Genomic DNA, 22076 nt, shown 5'->3' with positions numbered 1-22076 from the left:
ACCGGGGAGCGCCTCGGCGCCCGCGGTGGCCTTCGGAGGATCGCGCCTAGAGGGTGGCGAACGCGTCGGCGATGACCGACACGGCGTCGTCGAGCAGCTCGTCGGTGAGGGCGAGGCTCGGCAGGAAGCGGACCACATTGCCGTAGGTGCCGGCGCTCAGCACGAGGACCCCGTGCTGGGCGGCGTAGTCGATGATCGCCTGGACCGCGACGGCGTTCGGCTCCTTCGTGGTGCCGGCGGTGCCGGGCTGCACGAGCTCCATCGCCATCATCGCGCCGATGCCGCGGACGTCGCCGATGATGTCGTAGCGCTCCTGCAGGCCTCGCAGCGCCGCGCCCAGGCGGGCGCCGATCCGGTCGGCCTCGGCGAGGAGGCCCTCGCGCTCGATGCGCTCGAAGACCGCGACGGCGGCGGCGGCGGCGACGGGGTTCCCGCCGAAGGTGCCGCCCAGTCCGCCGGCCTGCGCCGAGTCCATGATCTCGGCGCGGCCCGTCACACCCGCGAGCGGCAGGCCGCCGGCGATGCCCTTGGCCGAGAGGACGAGGTCGGGGACGAGGCCGAGGTGCTCGCTGGCGAACCAGGCGCCGGTGCGGGCCATGCCCGACTGGATCTCGTCGGCGACGAAGACGATGCCGTTGGCCGTGCACCACTCCTGCAGTGCCGGGAGGAAGCCGTCGGCGGGGACCATGAAGCCGCCCTCGCCCTGGATGGGCTCGGCGACGAGGCAGGCCAGGGCGGAGGCGCCGACGGTCTTCTCGAGGTACGAGATCGCGCGCTGGGCGGCCTCGGCTCCCGACAGGCCGTCGTGGTACGGGTACGAGCTCGGGGCGCGGTGGACGTCGCTGGCGAAGGGGCCGAAGCCCAGGCCGTAGGGCAGCGCCTTGAAGTTCATGGCCATCGTGAGGTTCGTGCGGCCGTGGTACGCGTGGTCGAGCACCGCGACGCCCGGGCGGCCGGTGTGCTTGCGCGCGATCTTGACGGCGTTCTCGACCGCCTCGGCACCGGAGTTGACCAGGACGGTCTTCTTGGCGAAGTCGCCGGGGGTGTGCTGGGCCAGCAGCTCCGCGACGCGGATGTAGGGCTCGTACGGAGTGACGGTGAAGAGGGTGTGCGTGAGGCGCGCGAGCTGCTCCGCGGCGGCCGCGACGACGGAGTCGTCGGTGTGCCCGATCGTCGTGACGCCGATGCCGGCGCCGAGGTCGATGAAGCTGTTGCCGTCGACGTCGACCAGGATCGCGCCGTGCGCGCGGTCGATGTAGACGGGGAGCGCGGTGCCGACGCCGGTGGGCACGACGGCGAGGCGGCGCTCGTGCAGGGCCCGGGATCGCGGCCCGGGGATCTCGGTCGCGACGCGCCGCTCCTGGGGGACTGCGGACGTGGGAACCTGGGGGGCGAGCGTGTCTGTCATGGTCCTCGGAGTCTACCCGCGGGGGTTCCGCGTCCAGAGGTCCAGACCGGCGCGACCGGCCTGATCCACCGCCGTCGAGGAGGAGCCCGATGAAGTCCGAGCACGAGTACGCGGTGTCCGTCGTCTGGGAGGGCGACCGGGGCACCGGCACGAGCGGCTATCGCGAGTACGGGCGCCAGCTGACCGTCACGGCGGAGGGCCCGGCGCCCATCCTCGCCTCGGCCGACACGCCCTTCCGGGGCGACGCCGACCGCTGGAACCCGGAGCAGCTGCTCCTCGCGGCGCTCGCGCAGTGCCACCTCCTCTCCTACCTGCACGTGGCGGTCAAGAACGGAGTCGTCGTCACCGGCTACACGGACGACGCGGTGGGCTCGATGCTGCAGGAGGGGGAGAGCGGCCGCTTCACCTCGGTGACCCTCCGGCCCCGCGTCACTGTCGCCGAGGAGTCGATGGTGGCGATCGCCCAGACGCTGCACGCCGAGGCCTCCCGGCTCTGCTTCATCGCCAACTCGGTGAACTTCCCCGTCGCCCACGAGCCGGAGGCGTCCGCGCGCTGAGGCTCAGCGGCGCTCGTGCGGGAGCGCCCGGCGGATGCGCTCGACCGTGGTCGTCGGCGGCGACTCGTTGTACGCACCGGCGAGCTCCTGCCCGGAGAGCGCGTGGACGGCCGCCATCACCTCGTCGGTGGCGTGGCGTCGGGCGCGGCCGGAGTCGGCGGAGCCGTGCCGCGAGAGGTCCAGCGGAGCCCCGAAGCGGACCGTGATCCGGTGCAGGCGCGGCACCCTCGTGCCCACCGGCTGGAGCTCCTGCGTGCCGATCATGCCGACGGGGACCACCGGCGCGCCCGTGGTGAGGGCGAGCCATGCCACTCCGGTGCGGCCCTTGTAGAGGCGCCCGTCGCGGGAGCGGGTGCCCTCGGGGTAGACGGCGAACGCCTCGTCCCGCTCGAGGATCGCCCGGCCGAGGTCCAGCGCCTCCTGAGCGGCCTGGCCGGCGCCGCGCTCGACCGCGACGGCTCCGACGCTCGTGAAGAACGCGCGCGAGAGGGCGCCCCGCACGCCGGTCCCCGTGAAGTAGTCCGACTTGGCCAGGAACTGCACCGGCCGCGGGGCGAGCAGCGTCAGCACCGGGGAGTCGATGAACGAGAGGTGGTTGGCCGCCAGGATCACGCGTCCCTCGGCCGGGACGTTGTCGCGCCCCTCCACGATCGGCCGGTAGACCAGCCGGCCGACGCCGCCGATGGACAGGCGCGCCAGACGCGCGGAGAGGCCGATCCCCGGGGGAGTCGGCCTCTCGTGGTCGTCGTCGATCCGCATTCCGACGAAGCTACCGGGGCGTCCATGCCGCTCCGGTCATGCGGCGGATCAGCCGAACTGGGCGAGCGCCTCCTCGATGACCGTCGCGGCGTCGTCGATGAGCTCCTCGCTGATGACCACGCTCGGCATGATCCGCAGCACGCTGTCCCAGCTGCCCGCGTCGAGGACGATCACGCCGTTCGTGGTGGCGTGCTTCAGGATCGCCGTGAGCGCCTCCGGGTACTGCTTCTTCGTGCCCGGGTGGACGAGCTCGACGCCCCACATGGCGCCCTTGCCGCGGACCTCGCCCACGACCGCGAAGCGCTCGGCCCAGTCGCCGATCCGCGCCTGCAGCAGGCGCTCGACCCGCTGCGCGTCCTCCAGCAGGCCCTCGGACTCGATCGCCTCGAACGTCGCGAGCGCCGCGGCGGTGGAGACGGGGTTGCCGCCGAACGTGCCGCCGATGCCGCCGGGCTGCACGGCGTCCATGATCTCGGCGCGGCCGGTGACGGCGGCGAGCGGGAAGCCGCCGGCGATGCCCTTGGCCGTCGTGATGAGGTCCGGGACCACGCCGTGGTGCTCGATGGAGTACCAGGTGCCGGTGCGGGCGATGCCGGCCTGGATCTCGTCCGCGACGAAGACGATGCCGTTCTCGGTGCAGAACTCGGACAGGCGGCGGAAGTAGCCCGGCGCCGGGATGATGATGCCGCCGTCGCCCTGGATCGGCTCGACGAAGAGCGCGGCCAGCTCCTGCGCGCCGATGTGGGTGGTGATGTAGTCGATGGTGCGCTCGGCCGCCTCCTCGCCCGTCATGCCCTCGGGGTCGCGGAACGGGTAGCTGATCGGGAGGCTGTAGATCTCTCCTGGGAAGGGGCCCATGCCCGCGCGCTCCGGCCAGGGGCGGTAGGTCATCGCCATCGTGAGGTTGGTGCGGCCGTGGAAGGCGTGGTCGAGCGTCGCGATGGCGCGGCGGCCGGTGAACTTCCGCGCGATCTTGACGGCGTTCTCGACCGCCTCCGCGCCGGAGTTGACCAGGATCGAGTGCTTCTCGAAGTCCCCGGGGGTGATCTCGGCGAGCTTCTCGGCGACCCGGACGTAGTTCTCGTACGGAGTGACGGTGAAGAGGGTGTGCGTCAGCTTCTCGGCCTGCGCGGCGGCCGCCGCGGCGACCGCGGGGTGCGCGTGGCCGATGGTGGTCACTCCGATGCCGCAGCCGAGGTCGATCAGGCGGTTGCCGTCGACGTCGACCAGGACCGCGCCCGACGCGTGGTCCATGTAGATGTTCGCGAGCGTCCCGGCGCCGCGGGAGACGCTGGCGACGCGGCGCTCCTGGAGGGCGACGGAGCGCGGGCCGGGGAGCTCGGTGACGAGCTCTCGGGACTGGGGGACCGAGAATTCACGCATGCCCCGATGGTAGGCCTGGGACCGTTCGAGGACCCGCACCCAGCGCGTTGCGAGGCGCGCCGTGCAGGATGGAGGCGATCCCCGAACGTCCACCGGCCGCCGCCGGTCACGAAAGGTGCCCCTGTGCGCAGAACCCTCGCGATCCTCGCCGTCCTCGGCGCCTGCCTGAGCCTGGCGGCCTGCACCCCCGGGGAGCCGGATGCAGCGCCGTCCGCCTCCGCCACCCCGCTCGGCTGCGCGACCGAGGGCGAGGCGACCGCCGCGGTGCAGACCAGCGGCGACTTCGCCACCAAGCCGGTCACCGTGTTCCCCAGCCCGGTCAGCGTGGACGCCACCGAGCGCTCCGTCGCGATCGAGGGCACCGGCGAGGAGGTCGCCGAGGGCGACACCGTGCTGGTCGACTACACGCTCTACAACGGGACGAGCGGTGCCGAGTTCTCGGCGAGCAGCTACGCGTCCGGTGGCCGCGCGGCCTTCGAGGTCGACACCGACCAGTACCTCGCCGGCCTCGTGAAGGCCGTCAACTGCGCGACCGTCGGCTCGCGCGTCGTCGCCGTCGTTCCCCCGGCCGACGCGTTCGGCGACGCCGGGCAGAGCCAGTTCGGCATCGCCGCGACCGACTCGATCGTCATGGTGATCGACGTCGAGCAGATCGTGCCGACCGCCGCCGACGGCGAGCCGCAGCCCCCGGTCGACGGCCTGCCGACGGTGGCGCTCGCCGAGGACGGGGCGCCCACCGTCACCATCCCCTCGACCGACCCGCCCGCCGACCTGCAGCTCGCCGTCCTCAAGAAGGGGAGCGGCGCGACCGTGGCCGACGGCGACCAGCTGATCGTGCAGTACCAGGGCGTGGTCTGGGGCACCGGCGAGGTGTTCGACCAGAGCTGGGGGAAGCCCGCTCCCGCCGCCTTCGGCACCGGCGACGTAATCGAGGGCTTCAAGGAGGCCGTGGTCGGCCAGACCGTCGGCTCGCAGGTGCTGGTCACCATCCCGCCGTCGAAGGGCTACGGCGACCAGGGCAACCAGAACGCGGGGATCAGCGGGACCGACACCCTCGTCTTCGTGGTCGACATCCTCGCCATCAGCTGACCGGGAGGCGCTGGGTGCTCCGTGCCAGGATGGGCGGATGCGCAGGGTCATCATCCTCGGCTCGACCGGGTCCATCGGCACGCAGGCTCTCGACGTCATCGGCGCGAACCGCGAGCGGTTCGAGGTCGTCGGCCTCGCCGCCGGCTCGAACCGGGCGGCGGTCGCCGAGCAGGCGTCCGCGTTCGGCGTCGAGCACACGGCGTTCGGCGCGGAGGAGGCCGAGCAGCTGATCCGCTCGGTCGACGCGGACGTCGTGCTGAACGGGATCACCGGCTCGGTGGGGCTCGGCCCGACGCTCGCGGCGCTCGAGGAGGGCAGGACGCTCGCCCTCGCCAACAAGGAGTCGCTGATCGTCGGCGGCGAGCTCGTCACCTCGCTCGCCGGTCCCGGCCAGATCGTGCCGGTCGACTCCGAGCACTCCGCGATCGCCCAGGCCCTCCTCGCGGGCGAGCACCGCGAGGTCCGCCGCCTCGTGCTGACCGCGTCCGGCGGGCCGTTCCGGGGACGCGACCGCGCCTCCCTCCGCGACGTCACCCCGGCGCAGGCGCTCGCGCACCCGACCTGGGACATGGGCCTGGTCGTCACGACCAACTCCTCCACCCTGGTCAACAAGGGGCTCGAGGTGATCGAGGCGCACCTGCTCTTCGACGTCCCCTACGACCGGATCGACGTCACCGTGCACCCGCAGTCGGTGATCCACTCGATGGTCGAGTACGTCGACGGCTCGACGATCGCCCAGGCCTCGCCGCCGGACATGCGGCTCCCGATCTCGCTCGGCCTCGACTGGCCGCACCGCGTCGCCGGGGTCGGCGTCCCGCTCGACTGGACCCGCTCCCACTCCTGGACGTTCGAGCCGCTGGACGAGGAGGCGTTCCCCTCGGTCCGGCTCGCGAAGCGCGTCGGGGAGGCGGGCGCCTCCTACCCGGCCGTGTTCAACGCGGCGAACGAGCAGGCCGTGCAGGCGTTCCACGCGGGGCGGATCGGCTACCTCGACATCCTCGAGACGGTGGAGGCGGTGGTCGACGCGCACAGCGTCGACGGCACGCTGACCCGCGAGTCGCTGGCCGCGGCGGAGGAGTGGGCGCGCCGCACGGCGGACGAGCGGATCGCCGGAGTCTGACCAGGGGTCATCCGGACGGGCTCCGTCTCCGCGGATCCGTGTCGGCGGACGTCGCGCCGCTGATCCGCTCGGCCGCGGAGTTCATCGGATCCGTGCAGGCGCACCCCAGCGTGGACGGGCGGGCCCGGCCTACAGTGTGTCGGTGGAATCCGTGCTGCTCTTCGTCCTCGGCGTCGTCATCATCGCCGTCGGCGTCGCCCTCTCCATCGCCCTGCACGAGGTCGGGCACCTCCTCCCCGCCAAGCTGTTCGGGGTCAAGGTCACGCAGTACATGATCGGGTTCGGGCCGACCCTCTTCTCCCGGCGACGCGGCGAGACGGAGTACGGCGTCAAGGCGATCCCGCTCGGCGGCTACATCGCCATGATCGGCATGTACCCGCCGAAGCACCCGGGGGACCGGCCCACGGAGTCGAGCACAGGCTTCTTCAACGGCCTGGCGTCCTCCGAGGCCCAGCTCGAGGAGCCCCGGCGCGGCGCCTACGCCACGATGATCGACGAGGCCCGTGCCGCCAGCGCGGAGACGATCGGCGACGGCGAGGACCATCGCGCGTTCTACCGGCTCCCCGTGTGGAAGCGCGTGGTCGTCATGGCCGGCGGCCCCTTCATGAACCTCGTGATCGCCACGGTCCTCTTCACCGTCCTCCTCTGCGGCATCGGGATCCCGCAGAGCACCAGCACCCTCGCCGCGGTCTCGCAGTGCGTGGTCCCGGAGTCGCAGCGCGCGACCGCGACCTGCACCGCCGACGACCCGCTGGCACCCGGAGCCGCGGCCGGCCTGCTGCCGGGCGACACGATCACGGCGATCGACGGCACTCCGGTGAGCACCTGGAACGACCTGACCCCGATCATCCAGCGCTCCGCGGGCGTCCCGCTCAGCGTGTCCGTCCAGCGCGACGGCGCCCCGCTGACCCTCACGATCACCCCGGCCGAGAACGAGGTCGCGGTGACCGACGCGAACGGCGCCCCCGTCACCGACGCCTCCGGTGCGATCGAGACGCAGACGGTCGGCTTCATCGGCATCTCGCCCACGTCGGCCCTCGCGCAGCAGCCGGTCACCGCGGTGCCCGAGACGGTCTGGTCGAACATCACCAGCGTCGCCCATGTGATCCTCAACCTGCCGCAGCGCCTCATCGACGTCGCCCAGGCGGCGTTCGGCTCGGAGGCGCGCGACGCCAACGGCCCGATCAGCGTCGTCGGAGTGGGCCGGATCGCGGGCGAGATCGCCGCCTCCGACCAGCTCCCCGTCGTGTCGAAGGTGCAGACGATGGTCGGCGTCCTCGCCTCGCTCAACGTCGCCCTCCTCGTCTTCAACCTGGTGCCGCTGCTCCCCATGGACGGCGGCCACATCGCCGGCGCCCTCTGGGAGGGCCTGCGCCGCCGGATCGCCAAGCTCTTCGGACGCCGCGACCCCGGCCCCGTCGACATCGCCCGCCTGCTCCCGCTCACCTACGTCGTCGTCCTCGTCCTCGGCGGCATGAGCGCCCTCCTCATCTACGCCGACATCGTCAAGCCGATCACGCTGTTCTGAGTTGGATTCCACGCCGGGCCTCGCCCGGCGTGGCGCGGTCGGCTTCTCGGGGTGGGGGCGTGGGTGGAGCGGGGTGCGGACGGCCAGGGCGAATCGCTGGGACGCGATTCACCCGTTCGCCTCGAGGGTGGGAGGGCGGTCGCTGACCGGACTTGCGCGGTCGGCTTCACGAGGTGGGGCGTGGGTGGAGCGGGGTGCGGACGGCTGGGGCGAAACGCTGGGATGCGATTCACCCGTTCGCCTCGGGGCTGCGACCGTCTGAGGTGAATCGCTGGGACGGGATCGGCGGTTCGGCTCGGGAGCGAGGCGACCGCGGATCGTCGTGCGGTCTCGGGCTGAGAGCAGGTGCGGTGGACGGGTTCCGAGGCGCGCAGGAGGGGCGGCGGCTGGGAAGGTGCGGCGAGCGGACGAGGGGTCCCGCGGCGCGCGTACGATGGGGCGCGTGCCAGCAGTGAATCTGGGTCTTCCCAAGGTCCCCATGACCCTCGCCCCCCGCCGCAAGTCCCGCCAGATCAAGGTGGGCAAGGTGCTCGTGGGCGGTGACGCGCAGGTCAGCGTCCAGTCGATGTGCACCACACCGACGACGAACATCAACGCGACCCTCCAGCAGATCGCCGAGCTCACCGCGTCCGGCTGCGACATCGTCCGCGTCGCGGTGCCGAGCCGCGACGACGCGGAGGCGCTGCCGATCATCGCCAAGAAGAGCCAGATCCCGGTCATCGCCGACATCCACTTCCAGCCCAACTACGTCTACGCCGCGATCGACGCCGGCTGCGCCGCGGTCCGCGTGAACCCCGGCAACATCCGCAAGTTCGACGACCAGGTCGGCAAGATCGCCGCCGCCGCGAAGGCCGCCGGCGTCTCGATCCGCATCGGCGTCAACGCCGGCTCGCTCGAGCCGAGCATCCTGCAGAAGTACGGCAAGCCCACCCCCGAGGCCCTCGTCGAGAGCGCCGTCTGGGAGGCCAGCCTCTTCGAGGAGCACGACTTCCACGACTTCAAGATCTCGGTCAAGCACAACGACCCCGTCGTCATGGTGAAGGCCTACCGCCAGCTCGCCGAGCGCGGCGACTGGCCCCTCCACCTCGGCGTCACCGAGGCCGGCCCCGAGTTCCAGGGGACGATCAAGTCCGCCACCGCCTTCGGCATCCTCCTCGGCGAGGGCATCGGCGACACCATCCGCGTGTCCCTCTCGGCCCCGCCCGCGCAGGAGGTCAAGGTCGGCCTGCAGATCCTCCAGTCGCTGAACCTCCGCGAGCGCAAGCTCGAGATCGTCTCCTGCCCCAGCTGCGGCCGCGCGCAGGTCGACGTCTACACGCTCGCCAACGACGTCACCGCCGGCCTCGAGGGCATGAGCGTCCCGCTGCGCGTCGCCGTCATGGGCTGCGTCGTCAACGGACCCGGCGAGGCCCGCGAGGCCGACCTGGGCGTCGCCTCCGGCAACGGCAAGGGCCAGATCTTCGTCAAGGGCGAGGTCATCAAGACCGTCCCCGAGGCCGAGATCGTCCAGACCCTCATCGAGGAGGCCAACCGCCTGGCCGCCGAGATGCCGGCCGACGACACCTCGACCGGAGCCCCGGTCGTCACCGTCGGCGCGAACTGACGGCGCGGGGCGGATCGACGTGGTCCGCCCCGCACTGCGCCTCGCGCTCGTGGTCGTCGCCGCCGCGCTCCTCGCCTCCGGTGTCGCCGCGCTCCGCAGCGGCCCGTCCTCCGAGGCCGGCGAGTGCATCGACAGCCGCAGCCCGCAGGACCCCTTCGGCTGCGACCGCTGGGTGCTGACCGCGGCCGAAGGGGAGACCCCGTACACGGCCTGGGTCGAGGACGCCCGCGTCCGCCTCCGCTCCGAGAGCGTCGGGGGTGCGCCGACCCTGGTCGTCGGCACCGGCTGCCTCGTGGTCAGCGCCGCCTACCGGATCGACGACGGCGTGCTGATCCCCGGCGACGAGGTGACCGGCTCCGACACCTGCTCCGACACGCCGAGCCCCGAGGCCATCCGGCTCCGGGCGCTCCTCTCCGGCCCGATGACGATCGGCGGCACCCCCGACGACGTGCTGCTGGACGGCACGGGCGGAGCGGTCGTCTTCTCGCGGATCCCCGACTGAGGCTCCCGGCGCCCTCGCGAGCCGGGGGAGCGCAGCGGATAGGATCGTCCCTCGTGGTCACCCGTCTCTCGCATCTGTTCGTCCGCACGCTCCGGGAGGATCCCGCCGACGCCGAGGTCGCGGGCCACCGCCTCCTCGTCCGCGCGGGCTACATCCGCCGTCAGGCGCCCGGCGTCTTCGCCTGGCTGCCGCTGGGACTGCGCGTCAAGCGCCGCATCGAGCGGATCATCCACGAGGAGATGGAGGCCGCCGGCGCCCAGGAGGTGCATTTCCCCGCGCTCCTGCCCCGCGAGCCCTACGAGCTCTCGGGCCGCTGGACCGAGTACGGCGACGGCGTGTTCCGCCTGAAGGACCGCAAGGACGCCGACTACATGCTGGCTCCCACGCACGAGGAGTTCTTCACGCTGCTCGTGAAGGACCTCTACTCCTCCTACAAGGACCTGCCCCTGTCGATCTACCAGATCCAGGACAAGTACCGGGACGAGGCGCGGCCCCGCGCGGGCCTCCTGCGCGGCCGCGAGTTCACGATGAAGGACGCGTACTCCTTCGACTACACCGACGCCGGCCTCGACGCGAGCTACCAGCGCCAGCGCGACGCCTACGAGCGGATCTTCGCCCGTCTGGGCCTGGAGTACGTGATCGTGCAGGCCGACGCCGGAGCGATGGGCGGCTCCCGGAGCGAGGAGTTCCTGCACCCCACCCCCGTCGGCGAGGACACCTTCGTCCGGTCGGCGGGAGGGTACGCGGCGAACGTCGAGGCGTACCGCACGCCCGTCCCCGCGGCGCTGCCCGTCGAGGGCCTGCCCGAGGCGCGCGTCTTCGACTCGCCCGACACCCCGACCATCCAGACCCTGGTCGACCTGGCGAACGCGACGCAGCCCCGCCCCGACGGCCGCGCCTGGACCGCCGCCGACACCCTGAAGAACGTCGTCCTCGCGCTCACCGCGCTCGACGGCACCCGCGAGCTCGTGATCGTCGGCCTGCCCGGCGACCGCGACGTCGACCTCAAGCGCGCCGAAGTGGCGTTCGCCCCGGCCGAGGTCGAGGCCGCCACGGCGGAGGACTTCGCGAAGCACCCCGGACTGGTCAAGGGCTACATCGGACCCTGGTCGGCCGAGGGAGCCGTCCTGGGCGAGGAGTCGGCGACCGGCGTCCGCTACCTGCTCGACCCGCGCGTGGTCGACGGCACCGCCTGGATCACCGGGGCCAACGTCTCCGGGCAGCACGTCCTCGACCTGGTCGCCGGCCGCGACTTCCACGGCGACGCCACCGTCGAGGTCGCGGACGTCCGCACCGGCGACGAGGCGCCCGACGGCTCGGGCCCGATCGAGACCGCCCGCGGCATGGAGATCGGCCACGTCTTCCAGCTCGGCCGCAAGTACGCCGACGTCCTCGGGCTGAAGGTGCTCGACGAGAACGGGAAGCTGGTCACCGTCACGATGGGCTCCTACGGCATCGGCGTGACCCGCATCCTCGCCATCATCGCCGAGGCCACCCACGACGACCGCGGACTGCTGTGGCCCGCGAACGTCGCGCCGTTCGACGTGCACGTCATCGCGACCGGCAAGGACGCGGCGGCTCTCGAGCTCGCCGAGTCGGTCGGCGCCTCCCTCGAGGCCGCCGGCCGCGACGTGCTGATCGACGACCGCCCGAAGGTCTCGCCCGGCGTCAAGTTCGGCGACGCCGAGCTGATCGGGGTGCCCGCGATCGTCATCGCGGGGCGAGGAGCGGCAGACGGGATCGTCGAGCTGTGGGACCGCCGGTCCGGCGAGCGCGAGCAGCTCCCGGTCGCCGAGGCGCTCGCCCGGCTGGGCGCCTAGACCCGACACGCCGAGGGCCCCGCCACCGCTTCCCGCGGCAGGCGGGCCCCTCCGTTCCTCGGCAGGAACCGCGGGTGGAACCCCGGGCCGCGTCGGGTACCCTTGAGGGCTGATCCGGGTGAGAGCCCGGCAGGCGAACGAGCGCGGTCACCACCGCGGCATCCAAGTGAATAGAGAGAAAGGCCCGCCCGTGGACATCGACCTGAGCGTTCTGCGACTCATGGAGCGCGAGCGCGAGATCCCCTTCGAGGAACTCGTGCAGATCATCGAGCAGGCGATCCTGACCGCCTACCTCAAGCACATCGGCCAGGCCGACGACGCCGACAAGGCCACCGCCGTCGACGCGCGCGTGCACCTCGACCGCAAGACCGGTCACGTCTCGGTCTTCGTGCCCGAGCTCGACGAGGAGGGCGCCGTCGTGGGCGAGGCCGAGGACTCCCCGCGCGACTTCGGCCGCATCGCCGCCTTCGCCGCGAAGCAGGTCATCAACCAGCGCCTGCGCGACATCGCCGACGAGCACGTGCTCGGCGAGTTCAAGGGCCGCGAGGGCGACATCGTCGCCGGCGTCATCCAGCAGGGCCCCAATCCGCGGATGATCCACGTCGACCTCGGCTCCATCGAGGCGATCCTCTCGCCCGAAGAGCAGGTGCCCGGCGAGGACTACAGCCACGGACGCCGCATCCGCGTCTACGTCACGAGCGTCGGCCGCGGACCCAAGGGCCCGTCGGTCCAGGTGTCCCGCACCCACCCGTCGCTGGTGCGCAAGCTGTTCGCCCTCGAGGTCCCCGAGATCGCGTCCGGCGTGGTGGAGATCGTCTCCCTCGCCCGCGAGGCCGGCCACCGCACCAAGATCGCGGTGCGCGCGACCGAGCCCGGCGTGAACGCCAAGGGCGCCTGCATCGGCGAGCTCGGCCAGCGCGTGCGCGCGGTGACCGCCGAGCTCAACAACGAGAAGATCGACATCGTCGACTACTCCTCCGACCTGCCGACCTTCGTCGCCAGCGCGCTCTCGCCCGCCAAGGTGACCAGCGCGTTCGTGATCGACCAGAGCCTCAAGGCCGTCCGGGCGCTCGTCCCCGACTACCAGCTCTCGCTCGCCATCGGCAAGGAGGGCCAGAACGCCCGCCTCGCCGCCAAGCTGACCGGCGCGAAGATCGACATCCAGCCCGATTCGGTGATGGACGGGGAGTGATCCCCGAGCATCGGCCGTGCGGGGGAGCGGTCCCGGAGGGGAGGGAGTAGAGTGGAAGCCGTCAGAACGTGCGTCGGCTGCCGTCTGCGCGCCCCCCGGGCCTCTCTTCTGAGGCTGGTCCTCCACTCGAACGTCCTCGCGGTAGACCCGCGTGCCGTCCGTCCTGGTCGGGGAGCGTGGCTCCACGACACAGCCGACTGCTACGAGCTCGCGGTCAAGCGCCGCGCGTTCGGAAGAGCGTTCCGGACACGCGAGAGCGTGGACGCGAGCGAGCTGGAGCAGTACATCGCACGATCCGACCGGCTCGGCCCCTCGACCGGAGGGGCCGGAGCAGCGCACGATCACACCATAGAGAACAGGCAGAACGGCCCGTGAACTGATCATGAGCGAAGACTGATGAGCGGCTCGAAATGAGACCCGTCCGTTCGTGACGCCTGCCCCCGTCTTGGGTGCAGGCCCAAGACAGGAGAGAAGTGGCAAAACCACGCGTACACGAGATCGCATCCGAACTGGGTGTCGATAGCAAGGTCGCACTTGCGAAGTTGAAGGAGCTCGGCGAGTTCGTCAAGGGCCCGTCCTCGAGCATCGAACCCCCGGTGGCGCGCAAGCTCCGCCAGGCCCTCCAGGGCCAGGGCGGTTCCTCCGCGGGAGCGTCGGCGACCCCGGCCGCCCCCGCCGCCGGCGCCCGTCCCGGGGCCCCGCGCCCCTCCGGCGCGCGTCCGTCCGCGCCCACGCCCGGACCGGCCAAGCCGCCCGCTCCGGCGCCGGCACCGCCGATGTCGGTCGCCGAGCGCCAGGCCCAGGCTCAGGCCGCCCAGGAGGCCGCGGCCGCTCAGCGCGCTCAGGCAGCCAAGGACGCGCCCGCCGAGGCCGCCGCTCCGGCTCCGACCGAGGCCCCCGCGGCTCCGGCCGCCGCCGAGAAGCCGGCGTCCGGCGCGACCCCCGGCGGACCCAAGCCCGTGACCCCGCGTCCGGCTCCCGCCGCGAACACCCCGCGCCCCGGCGGCGCCTCGGGCGGCTCCAACCGCCCCGGCGGCACCCCGCGCCCGGGCAACAACCCGTTCGCCAGCAACCAGGGCATGGGACAGCGTCCCGCCGCCCCGCGCCCCGGCAACAACCCCTTCGCCAGCTCGCAGGGCATGGGATCGCGTCCGACCCCGGGCAACATCCCCCGCCCGGCTGCTCCGCGCCCCGGCGCGCCCCGACCCGGCGGACCCGGCATGGGCCAGCGCCCCGCCGGCTTCGGCCAGCGTCCCGGCGGACCCGGCGGCGGAGCAGGACGTCCCGGCGGTGCCGGTCGTCCGGCCGGCGGCGGCTTCCAGCGCCCCGGCGGCGCTCCCGGTGCCGGTGGCGGCTTCGCCCCGCGTCCCGGTGGCGGCGGCGGTCGCGGTCGCGGCCCCGGCGGTGGAACCGCAGGAGCCTTCGGTCGCGGCGGCGGCAAGAGCAAGGCCCGGAAGTCCAAGCGCACGAAGCGTCAGGAGTTCGAGCTCAGGGAGGCCCCGTCGCTCGGCGGCGTCAGCGTCCCCCGCGGCGACGGCAGGACGGTCATCCGTCTGCGCCGCGGCGCGTCGATCTCGGACTTCGCCGACAAGATCGAGGCCATGACCGGCGTGCCGGTGCCCCCCGGCAACCTGGTCACCGTCCTCTTCGCCCTCGGCGAGATGGCGACGGCGACCGAGTCGCTCGACGAGGCCACCTTCGAGGTGCTCGGCTCCGAGCTCGGCTTCAAGATCCAGGTCGTCTCGCCCGAGGACGAGGACAAGGAGCTCCTCGAGGGCTTCGGTCTCGACCTCGAGCAGGAGCTCGACGACGAGACGGACGAGGACCTCGAGATCCGTCCGCCGGTCGTCACCGTCATGGGTCACGTCGACCACGGAAAGACGCGCCTGCTCGACGCGATCCGCAACGCCAACGTCGTCGCCGGCGAGGCGGGCGGCATCACGCAGCACATCGGTGCGTACCAGGTCGTCGCGGAGCACGAGGGCATCGAGCGCCCGATCACCTTCATCGACACCCCGGGTCACGAGGCGTTCACCGCCATGCGAGCCCGCGGTGCCCAGGTCACGGACATCGCGATCCTCGTGGTCGCGGCGGACGACGGCATCATGCCGCAGACCATCGAGGCGCTGAACCACGCCCAGGCGGCCAACGTGCCGATCGTGGTCGCGGTGAACAAGGTGGACAAGCCCGACGCCAACCCGGCCAAGGTGCGTCAGCAGCTCACCGAGTTCGGGCTCGTCGCCGAGGAGTACGGCGGAGACGTCATGTTCGTCGACGTGTCGGCTCGCGCGGGCACCGGCATCCAGGACCTCCTGGACGCCGTGCTGCTCACCGCGGACGCCGGTCTCGACCTGCGCGCCAACCCCAACAAGGAGGCGCGCGGAGTCGCGATCGAGGCGAAGCTCGACAAGGGACGCGGTGCGGTCGCGACCGTGCTCATCCAGTCGGGAACGCTGCGCGTCGGAGACGCGATCGTCGCCGGAACGGCCTACGGCCGCGTCCGTGCGATGGCGGACGAGAACGGCAACGCCGTCCTCGAAGCCGTGCCGTCGCGTCCGGTGCAGGTGCAGGGACTCTCGTCCGTGCCCCGCGCCGGCGACACCTTCCTCGTCACCGAGGAGGACCGCACGGCCCGTCAGATCGCCGAGAAGCGCGAAGCCGCTCAGCGCAACGCCCTGCTGGCCAAGGCCCGCAAGCGCATCTCGCTCGAGGACTTCACCCGTGCTCTCGAGGAGGGCAAGGTCGAGTCGCTCAACCTCATCATCAAGGGCGACGTGTCCGGTGCCGTCGAGGCGCTGGAGGAGTCGCTCGTCAAGATCGAGGTCGACGACTCGGTGCAGCTGCGCATCATCCACCGCGGTGTCGGTGCGATCACGGAGTCGGACGTCAACCTCGCGACGATCGACAACGCGATCATCGTGGGCTTCAACGTCCGCCCCGACCCGAAGGCCCGCGAGCGCGCTGCTCGAGAAGGAGTGGACATCCGCTTCTACTCGGTCATCTACAACGCGATCGAAGAGGTCGAGAACTCGCTCACGGGCATGCTCAAGCCCGAGTTCGAGGAGGTCCAGTCCGGTGTCGCTGAGATCCGCGAGGTGTTCCGCTCCTCCAAGTTCGGCAACATCGCGGGTGTCATCGTCCGCTCCGGCACGATCACCCGCAACTCGAAGGCGCGCGTCATCCGTGACGGCGTCGTGGTCGGGGACAACCTGGCCATCGAGTCGCTGCGTCGCTTCAAGGACGACGTCACGGAGGTCCGTACGGACTACGAGGCCGGTATCGGTCTCGGAAAGTACAACGACATCCAGATCGGCGACGAGATCGAGACGATCGAGATGAAGGAGAAGCCGCGAGGCTGATCCGCTCCACTGGAAGGCCCGGGTCCGCCCGGGCCTTCCGGCGTCTCACGGCGCTGTTCGTGCGGGATCGGGAGGGGACTCTCGTCCTCTCGCGCCCTGCGGGAGGAATCGGGGGCGGCCCGTGTCCCGGAGGTGCGCACCCTCCAGAGGGCGCTTCCGCACCTCCGGGCGTGGAAGGCCGTCGAAGATCAGGCGCTCCCGTCTCGGTGGGTGCGCCCGCTGAGCGAGCAGCTCGTGAGCAGCGAGCCTGCGGGCGATGTCCGGCTCCCGATCCAGCACCTGAGCCTTCCCACCCCGGTCCCCGAGGATCAGGGAGCCGCGAGGAGGCACCCACCCGCGCCGTCGCAGACGCGCGGTCGAGGGGCATCACGCCCCAGAAGCAAGGCCCCCTCGGACGCGACCGGTCGTCCGGGCGGAGAGTGGTTGAATGGCGAGCTGAACGGTTCGCCGAGAGAGATGTGAGGACCAGCCATGGCAGATCCGGCCCGGGCGAGGAAGCTCGCCGAACGTATCCAGGTGATCGTCGCGAAGCGGCTCGAGCGCGGTCTCCGCGACCCGCGCCTCGGCTTCGTCACCATCACCGATGTCCAGGTGACCGGCGACCTGCAGCACGCCTCGGTGTTCTACACGGTCTACGGCACCGATGAGGAGCGCGCCGATTCGGCCGCGGCCCTCAAGGCCGCCACCGGCATGCTCCGCACCGAGGTGGGCAGGAACATCACGTCCCGGCTCACGCCGTCGCTCGAGTTCATCCTCGACGCGGTGCCCGAGAACGCGAAGCACATCGAGGATCTGCTCGCCGCCGCGCGCAGCCAGGACTCGCAGGTGCAGTCGCTCGCCGCTCAGGCGGACTACGCCGGCGACGCCGACCCCTATGTGAAGCCCCGCGAGGACGACGAGGACTAGGCGCCGAGCCCGAACACCGCGGAGCCCGTGGCGACGTCGACCGATTCCAGGACGACGACGACACGGGCTCCCGGCGTGAGCGGGGCCGGGAGGTCGACGGTGATCTCCGGGTCGAGCAGCTGGACCGAGGAGCGGGTGCGCGCCGAGGAGACGACGATCCCGCTGAAGGAGGCTCCTTCGCGGCCGCGGAGGACGGCGGCCTCGACGATCGCGGTCGCCGCACGGGAGGCGGCTCCGGCCCGGCGGTCGCTCGCGGCGAGGAGCGGCGGGAGCAGGGGCAGCGCCTCGCGCAGCTGCGACGGGATCGTTCCGCCGCGGGACACCGTGAGGCAGACGGCGAGGCCGAACCGGTCGACCAGGCGCCGCAGCGGCGCGGTGACGTGCGCGTACGGCGCGGCGAGAGCCGCCTGCTCGGGATGCTCCGGCGGGGCGCCGTCGAAGGCGGTGTAGCCGGCGCCGCGGAACAGGCTCGCCGCGGCGTACATGATGGCGAGCTGGGCGGGGTCGGCGGTGTCGAGGCGGCGCAGGTAGGCGCCGTAGGCCTCCTCCTCGGGCCACGGGACGCCGAGCGCCGCGGCTCGGGAGCGGAAGGCCGCGACGGTGGCGGGGTCGGCCTCGGGCATGGTCCGGAGGATGCCCACCCCCGCGTCGAGCATCATCGTCGCCGCCGCCATACCGGTCAGCAGCGAGACCTGGGCGTTCCAGCCCTCGACGGCCAGGGGAGCGCGGCGCTCGACCCGGTAGCCGCCGTCGGCGGCGACGATCTCCTCCTCGGGCAGCGTCAGGCTCGCTCCTCCGCGCTCGGCCTCGCGCGCCAGGCGCTCGCGTCCGAACCAGGGGAGGAGGGCGAGGGAGGGGTGCGGATCGCCCGCGTCGACGCTGCGCTGCACGCCCTCGTAGTCGAGCCGGGCCACGCTGCGGACGAGCGCCCGCTCGAGGTGCACCGAGCGCGGCTCCGCCCGCTCGTCGAGGGTCAGCGTCCAGACCAGCGCTCGGCGCGTCTCGTCCGGCAGGAGCGACGCGGTCCCCTCGGAGAGGACCGCGGGGTGCAACGGGACGCGGCCGTCCGGGAGGTAGTAGGTCTGGCCGCGGCGGCGCGTCTCGGCGTCGAGCGCTCCGCCGGTGCGGACGACCGCGGGCACGTCCGCGATGGCGTAGCGGAGGACGACGCCCTCCGACGTGCGCTCCAGGTGGAGGGCCTGGTCCAGGTCGAGCGAGCCGGGCGGGTCGATCGTCACGAAGGGGAGGTCCGTCCGGTCGACGCGGTCCTCGTCGTCCGCTCCGGCGTCCGCGTGCTCGGCCTCGGCCAGCGCGGCCGGCGGGAACGGGCCGGGCAGGTCGTTCTCGACGCGGACCGCGGCGAGGGCGCGCTGGACGTCCTGGGCGAGGTCGACGTCGAGGGCGCGCTCGACGGCGGCGTCGGGGCGGGGGAGGCGGAGGCGGCGACCGGTCACGGCGCCGACCCTACCCGCCTCCTCCGACGCGGACGGCGGTCGACGGGCCCTCAGGAGCCGGGGAGGAGGTAGCCGTCTTCCGGGCCGCCCGTCGCCAGACCGTCGGCGAGGAGCCCGGCCAGGGCGCGACCGCGCTGGTCGGCGTCCGGCCAGAGAGACTCCACCTCGGCCGCGGTGACCGGGCCGTGCGCGGCGCGCAGCTCGGCGAGGATGAGGCCGCGGACCTGGCGGTCCGAGCCCTCGAACCGCTTCTGCTTCGCCTTCACGGGCCCGGTGTGCTCGGGGTACCCCTCCGCCCGCCAGCGGCAGAGGTCGCGGATCGGGCACTCGTCGCAGCGCGGAGCGCGGGCGGTGCAGACGACCGCCCCCAGCTCCATCGCGCCCGCGTTGAAGGCCGCCGCCTCGGAGAGCGACTCGGGCAGCAGCGCCGACATCGCGGCGAGGTCGGCCCTCGCGCGGGGCGGACCGGGCTCCGCCGCTCCGTCGACCGCGCGCGCGAGGACCCGGCGGACGTTGGTGTCGACCACGGGGTGCCGCCTCCCGTAGGCGAACACGGCGATGGCGCGGGCGGTGTAGTCGCCGATGCCGGGCAGCGCGAGGAGGGTCTCGACGTCGTCGGGGACCACGTCGCCGTGCTCCTCGGCGATCGCCACGGCGCAGGCGTGCAGGCGCAGGGCCCGCCGCGGGTAGCCCAGGGACTGCCAGGCGCGCACCGCCTCGCCGGGAGGGACGGCGGCGAGAGCGGAGGGTGTCGGCCAGCGCTCCAGCCACTCCGCCAGACGCGGGACGACGCGGACCACCGGGGTCTGCTGCAGCATGAACTCGCTGACGAGCGTGCCCCAGGCGGGGAAGCCCTCGCGGCGCCACGGCAGGTCGCGGGCGCTCGTGCGGAACCAGGCGGTGATCGCGTCGGCGAGAGGGTCGGAGGGCATCAGCCCACACTAGGCGGCGGCGCGTATCGTGGGCGGATGACCAGGTGGGCTCCGCAGAAGGCCGATGTGCTCGACGCTCTCGCGGCGGAGGTGCTGCACAACTACGGGCGCGGACGGGTCAAGGTCGGGATCGACGGCGACGACCCCGCGGTGAGCGCGGCGTTCGCGCTCGACCTCGCGGAGGCGCTCCGCCGGGCCGGCAAGGACGCGATCGTCGCGCACCTCACCGACTTCCGACGTCCCCGCGCCGATCGGGACGACCCCGCCGTGCCCGAGGAGCAGCGCTCCTACGCGGCCGGGTACGACTACGAGCTCCTGCGCCGCGTGCTGCTCGATCCGTTCACCCTCGGCGGCAGCACCGGGTTCGTGCTCGCGGGCTTCGACGCGGTGCGCGACGAGGCGCGGCAGGCGCGCTGGCGGACCGCCGGCCGCGACGCGGTGCTGCTCGTCGACGGCGAGTTCGCCCTCCGGCCGGAGCTGCGCGGCGCGTGGAGCACCAGCATCCGCCTCGACACGCAGGAGCCGCCGGTGGACGCGGCGTACCGCGCCACGACGGATCCGCGCCGGCCGGCGGGGATCCTCGTCGACATCCGCGATCCGGAGCAGCCCCGGCGCCTCTTCGCCGACTCCTGCTGAGCCTCGGGACGGAGGCCGCCGCCGCGGGCGGCGTCGGTCCGACAGGGCCGCGGGCTCAGACCAGGGCGGCGCGGCGCACGACCTCAGCCGGCGGCACGAAGGCGCCCGCCCGCTCGACCTCGTGCACCAGGTCGACCAGCAGCTGGTTGACCGGTGCCTCGCGCCCGCCGCGGTGAGCGGTGCGGACCACGGCCCCGGCCAGGTGGTCGATCTCGCTCGGCACTCCGCGGCGGACGCTCTGCAGCGTCGACCCGGGGTTCGGCACCTCGCCCATCCGCGCGGCCATCCGGCGGGGGAGCAGCTCGACCAGGGGCAGGGGAGCGGCGGCCAGGGCGCGGACGGACGCGTTCGAGAGTCCCTGCAGCGAGCCGAAGCGGACGCCCGACGCGAGGCCCGTCCGGGCGGCCTCGCGCATCGACCGGGCGAGGACGCGCCGCAGCCCCGGATCGACGATCGTCTCCTGGACCGAGAGCCCGGTGATCGCGGGCAGGGCGTTGACCTCGTTGATCAGCAGCTTCGTCCACTGCGCTCCGGTGAAGTCGCCGGTGACGGCGGTGGGGACCGCCTCGCCGAGCACGGCGGCGGCACGGCGCACGTCGTCGTCGGCCGGGCGGCCGGGGACGCCGAGCGTGGTCGTGGCAGGAGCCGTGACGGTGACGCGGCCGGGTTCGAGGTGGCTCGCGGCGAAGAGGGCGAGAGCACCCACGAGCCGGGCGTCGCGCACCTGCCGGGCCGCCGCGGTGAGTCCGTCCAGTCCGTTCTGGACGACGACGACGAGGGTGCCGTCGACCGTGCGGCGGTTGGTTCGCAGCGCGTCCTCGGCGTCCTGCGCTTTCGTGCAGACGAAGGCGAGATCGGGTGCCAGATCGAGGGACTCGCCGCAGCGGACCCAGGCGGTGTGCTCGCCCCACGCCCCGTCGAGCCGGATCCCCGACCGGCGGATCGCGGTGAGGTGGTCGCCTCGGGCGGTGACCTCGACGTCGTGCCCGGCGCGGTCGAGAAGGGCGGCGATGGTGCCGCCGACGGCGCCTGCTCCGAGTACTGCGATCCTCATCCGGACAGCCTAGGACGGGCGGGCGAGGGCTCCGGCTGCACCCCGGGGGTCCTCCCGATCCGTCCGTGTATCCTCGCACCCGTGCTCGAGACCCCCGCCCCGGCTCCGAACGGGATCCTCCTGCTGGACAAGCCCGGCGGCATCACCAGCCACGACCTCGTCTCGCGGACCCGCCGCCGCGCGGGGACCCGCAAGGTCGGCCACGCGGGGACGCTCGATCCGATGGCGACCGGGCTGATGATCCTCGGTCTCGGCCCCTCGACGCGCCTGCTCACCTACCTCGTCGGCCTCGACAAGCAGTACGAGGCGACGATCCGGCTGGGCTCCTCCACCACCACCGACGACCAGGAGGGCGAGGTGCTCGCCTCGGCGGAGCCCGCACTCGTCGCGGCCCTCGCCCCGGAGTCGGTGTCCGACGCGATCGCGGCCCTCACCGGAGCGATCGAGCAGGTCCCGAGCACGGTCAGCGCGATCAAGGTGGACGGCCGCCGCGCCTACGCCCGCGCCCGCGACGGCGAGGAGGTCGTGCTCGCCTCCCGCCCCGTGACCGTCTCGGAGTTCGCCGTCCTGGCGAGCCGCCCGGTCGAGGGGTTCCTCGACCTGGACGTGCGCGTCACCTGCTCCTCCGGCACCTACATCCGCGCGCTCGCCCGCGACCTGGGCGCGTCCCTCGGAGTCGGCGGCAGGAGCGCGGCGGGGACGTCGAGCTCGTCGATCTCGCCGGCCTGCGCCACGGAGAAGGGGCCGACCGCGGTGCGCCGCAGCGCGGTCAGG

General features: G+C 72.9%; 19 protein-coding genes. 13 read left to right on the top strand and 6 right to left on the bottom strand.

Features of this window, described 5'->3' with window-relative positions; genetic code table 11:
• Nucleotides 1-46 precede the first annotated feature (46 nt).
• On the bottom strand, nt 47-1408 hold the full coding sequence (gene gabT / locus C5C36_RS00095; protein WP_104223040.1) for a 4-aminobutyrate--2-oxoglutarate transaminase: 1362 nt from the start codon (nt 1406-1408) through the stop codon (nt 47-49).
• Nucleotides 1409-1497: 89 nt separating this feature from the next.
• Between gabT and C5C36_RS00090 the strand changes: the two genes are divergently transcribed.
• A complete protein-coding gene (locus C5C36_RS00090) occupies nt 1498-1965 on the top strand; it encodes an OsmC family protein (protein ID WP_104223041.1) in 468 nt (155 codons plus the stop codon).
• Between the two features lie 3 nt (nt 1966-1968).
• Here the strand turns inward: C5C36_RS00090 and C5C36_RS00085 are convergent, their stop codons facing one another.
• Both C5C36_RS00085 and C5C36_RS00080 read right to left on the bottom strand, forming a co-directional pair.
• Nucleotides 1969-2724 (bottom strand): 1-acyl-sn-glycerol-3-phosphate acyltransferase, encoded by a 756-nt coding sequence (locus tag C5C36_RS00085; RefSeq protein WP_104223042.1) that lies wholly within the window; start codon nt 2722-2724, stop codon nt 1969-1971.
• Nucleotides 2725-2772: 48 nt separating this feature from the next.
• A complete protein-coding gene (locus C5C36_RS00080; protein ID WP_104309050.1) occupies nt 2773-4107 on the bottom strand; it encodes an aminotransferase class III-fold pyridoxal phosphate-dependent enzyme in 1335 nt (444 codons plus the stop codon).
• Between the two features lie 123 nt (nt 4108-4230).
• Here C5C36_RS00080 and C5C36_RS00075 point away from each other — a divergent pair, with 123 nt between their 5' ends.
• The 10 genes from C5C36_RS00075 (at nt 4231) to rbfA (ending at nt 17226) form a co-directional block, all read left to right on the top strand.
• The gene (locus C5C36_RS00075) at nt 4231-5196 is read left to right on the top strand and encodes an FKBP-type peptidyl-prolyl cis-trans isomerase (protein WP_181133753.1); all 966 of its coding nucleotides are present in this window, start codon (nt 4231-4233) and stop codon (nt 5194-5196) included.
• 37 nt (nt 5197-5233) lie between these two features.
• On the top strand, nt 5234-6316 hold the full coding sequence (dxr, locus tag C5C36_RS00070) for a 1-deoxy-D-xylulose-5-phosphate reductoisomerase (protein WP_104223045.1): 1083 nt from the start codon (nt 5234-5236) through the stop codon (nt 6314-6316).
• A gap of 142 nt (nt 6317-6458) precedes the next feature.
• Nucleotides 6459-7844 carry an RIP metalloprotease gene (locus tag C5C36_RS00065; RefSeq protein ID WP_258065747.1) on the top strand — a complete coding sequence of 462 codons (1386 nt, stop codon included), beginning with the start codon at nt 6459-6461 and terminating at the stop codon, nt 7842-7844.
• 442 nt (nt 7845-8286) lie between these two features.
• The gene (gene ispG / locus C5C36_RS00060; protein WP_173244694.1) at nt 8287-9447 is read left to right on the top strand and encodes a flavodoxin-dependent (E)-4-hydroxy-3-methylbut-2-enyl-diphosphate synthase; all 1161 of its coding nucleotides are present in this window, start codon (nt 8287-8289) and stop codon (nt 9445-9447) included.
• A gap of 19 nt (nt 9448-9466) precedes the next feature.
• Entirely contained in the window at nt 9467-9949 is a 483-nt protein-coding gene (locus C5C36_RS00055; RefSeq protein WP_104225178.1) for a hypothetical protein, read from the top strand.
• Nucleotides 9950-10002: 53 nt separating this feature from the next.
• Complete coding sequence (locus C5C36_RS00050; protein ID WP_104272674.1) at nt 10003-11769, top strand: proline--tRNA ligase; 1767 nt, start codon at nt 10003-10005, stop codon at nt 11767-11769.
• Nucleotides 11770-11959: 190 nt separating this feature from the next.
• The gene (nusA, locus tag C5C36_RS00045; RefSeq protein ID WP_104225180.1) at nt 11960-12961 is read left to right on the top strand and encodes a transcription termination factor NusA; all 1002 of its coding nucleotides are present in this window, start codon (nt 11960-11962) and stop codon (nt 12959-12961) included.
• Between the two features lie 51 nt (nt 12962-13012).
• Nucleotides 13013-13336, top strand: coding sequence for a YlxR family protein (locus C5C36_RS00040; RefSeq protein WP_104225593.1), 324 nt, complete (start codon nt 13013-13015; stop codon nt 13334-13336).
• Between the two features lie 98 nt (nt 13337-13434).
• Nucleotides 13435-16320 (top strand): translation initiation factor IF-2, encoded by a 2886-nt coding sequence (gene infB / locus C5C36_RS00035; RefSeq protein ID WP_104246572.1) that lies wholly within the window; start codon nt 13435-13437, stop codon nt 16318-16320.
• A 471-nt stretch (nt 16321-16791) separates the two neighbouring features.
• On the top strand, nt 16792-17226 hold the full coding sequence (rbfA, locus tag C5C36_RS00030) for a 30S ribosome-binding factor RbfA (protein WP_104246571.1): 435 nt from the start codon (nt 16792-16794) through the stop codon (nt 17224-17226).
• Here rbfA and C5C36_RS00025 read toward each other — a convergent pair.
• Nucleotides 17223-18680 carry a ribonuclease catalytic domain-containing protein gene (locus C5C36_RS00025; protein WP_104309048.1) on the bottom strand — a complete coding sequence of 486 codons (1458 nt, stop codon included), beginning with the start codon at nt 18678-18680 and terminating at the stop codon, nt 17223-17225. The genes rbfA and C5C36_RS00025 overlap by 4 nt on opposite strands.
• A 50-nt stretch (nt 18681-18730) precedes the next feature.
• Nucleotides 18731-19612, bottom strand: coding sequence for an A/G-specific adenine glycosylase (locus tag C5C36_RS00020; RefSeq protein ID WP_104246569.1), 882 nt, complete (start codon nt 19610-19612; stop codon nt 18731-18733).
• 36 nt (nt 19613-19648) lie between these two features.
• Here C5C36_RS00020 and C5C36_RS17925 point away from each other — a divergent pair, with 36 nt between their 5' ends.
• Nucleotides 19649-20248, top strand: a complete 600-nt coding sequence (locus C5C36_RS17925; protein ID WP_258072150.1) for a hypothetical protein — start codon at nt 19649-19651, stop codon at nt 20246-20248.
• 55 nt (nt 20249-20303) lie between these two features.
• Here C5C36_RS17925 and C5C36_RS00010 read toward each other — a convergent pair whose 3' ends face one another.
• On the bottom strand, nt 20304-21302 hold the full coding sequence (locus C5C36_RS00010) for a ketopantoate reductase family protein (RefSeq protein WP_104309047.1): 999 nt from the start codon (nt 21300-21302) through the stop codon (nt 20304-20306).
• Nucleotides 21303-21383: 81 nt separating this feature from the next.
• Between C5C36_RS00010 and truB the strand changes: the two genes are divergently transcribed.
• The coding region (gene truB, locus C5C36_RS00005; protein ID WP_104274444.1) for a tRNA pseudouridine(55) synthase TruB at nt 21384-22076 on the top strand (693 nt) is incomplete at its 3' end.

This window comes from Rathayibacter sp. AY1G1 (genome assembly GCF_002932095.1).
Classification (GTDB): domain Bacteria; phylum Actinomycetota; class Actinomycetes; order Actinomycetales; family Microbacteriaceae; genus Rathayibacter.
This window is presented reverse-complemented; position numbering and strand designations above follow the sequence as displayed.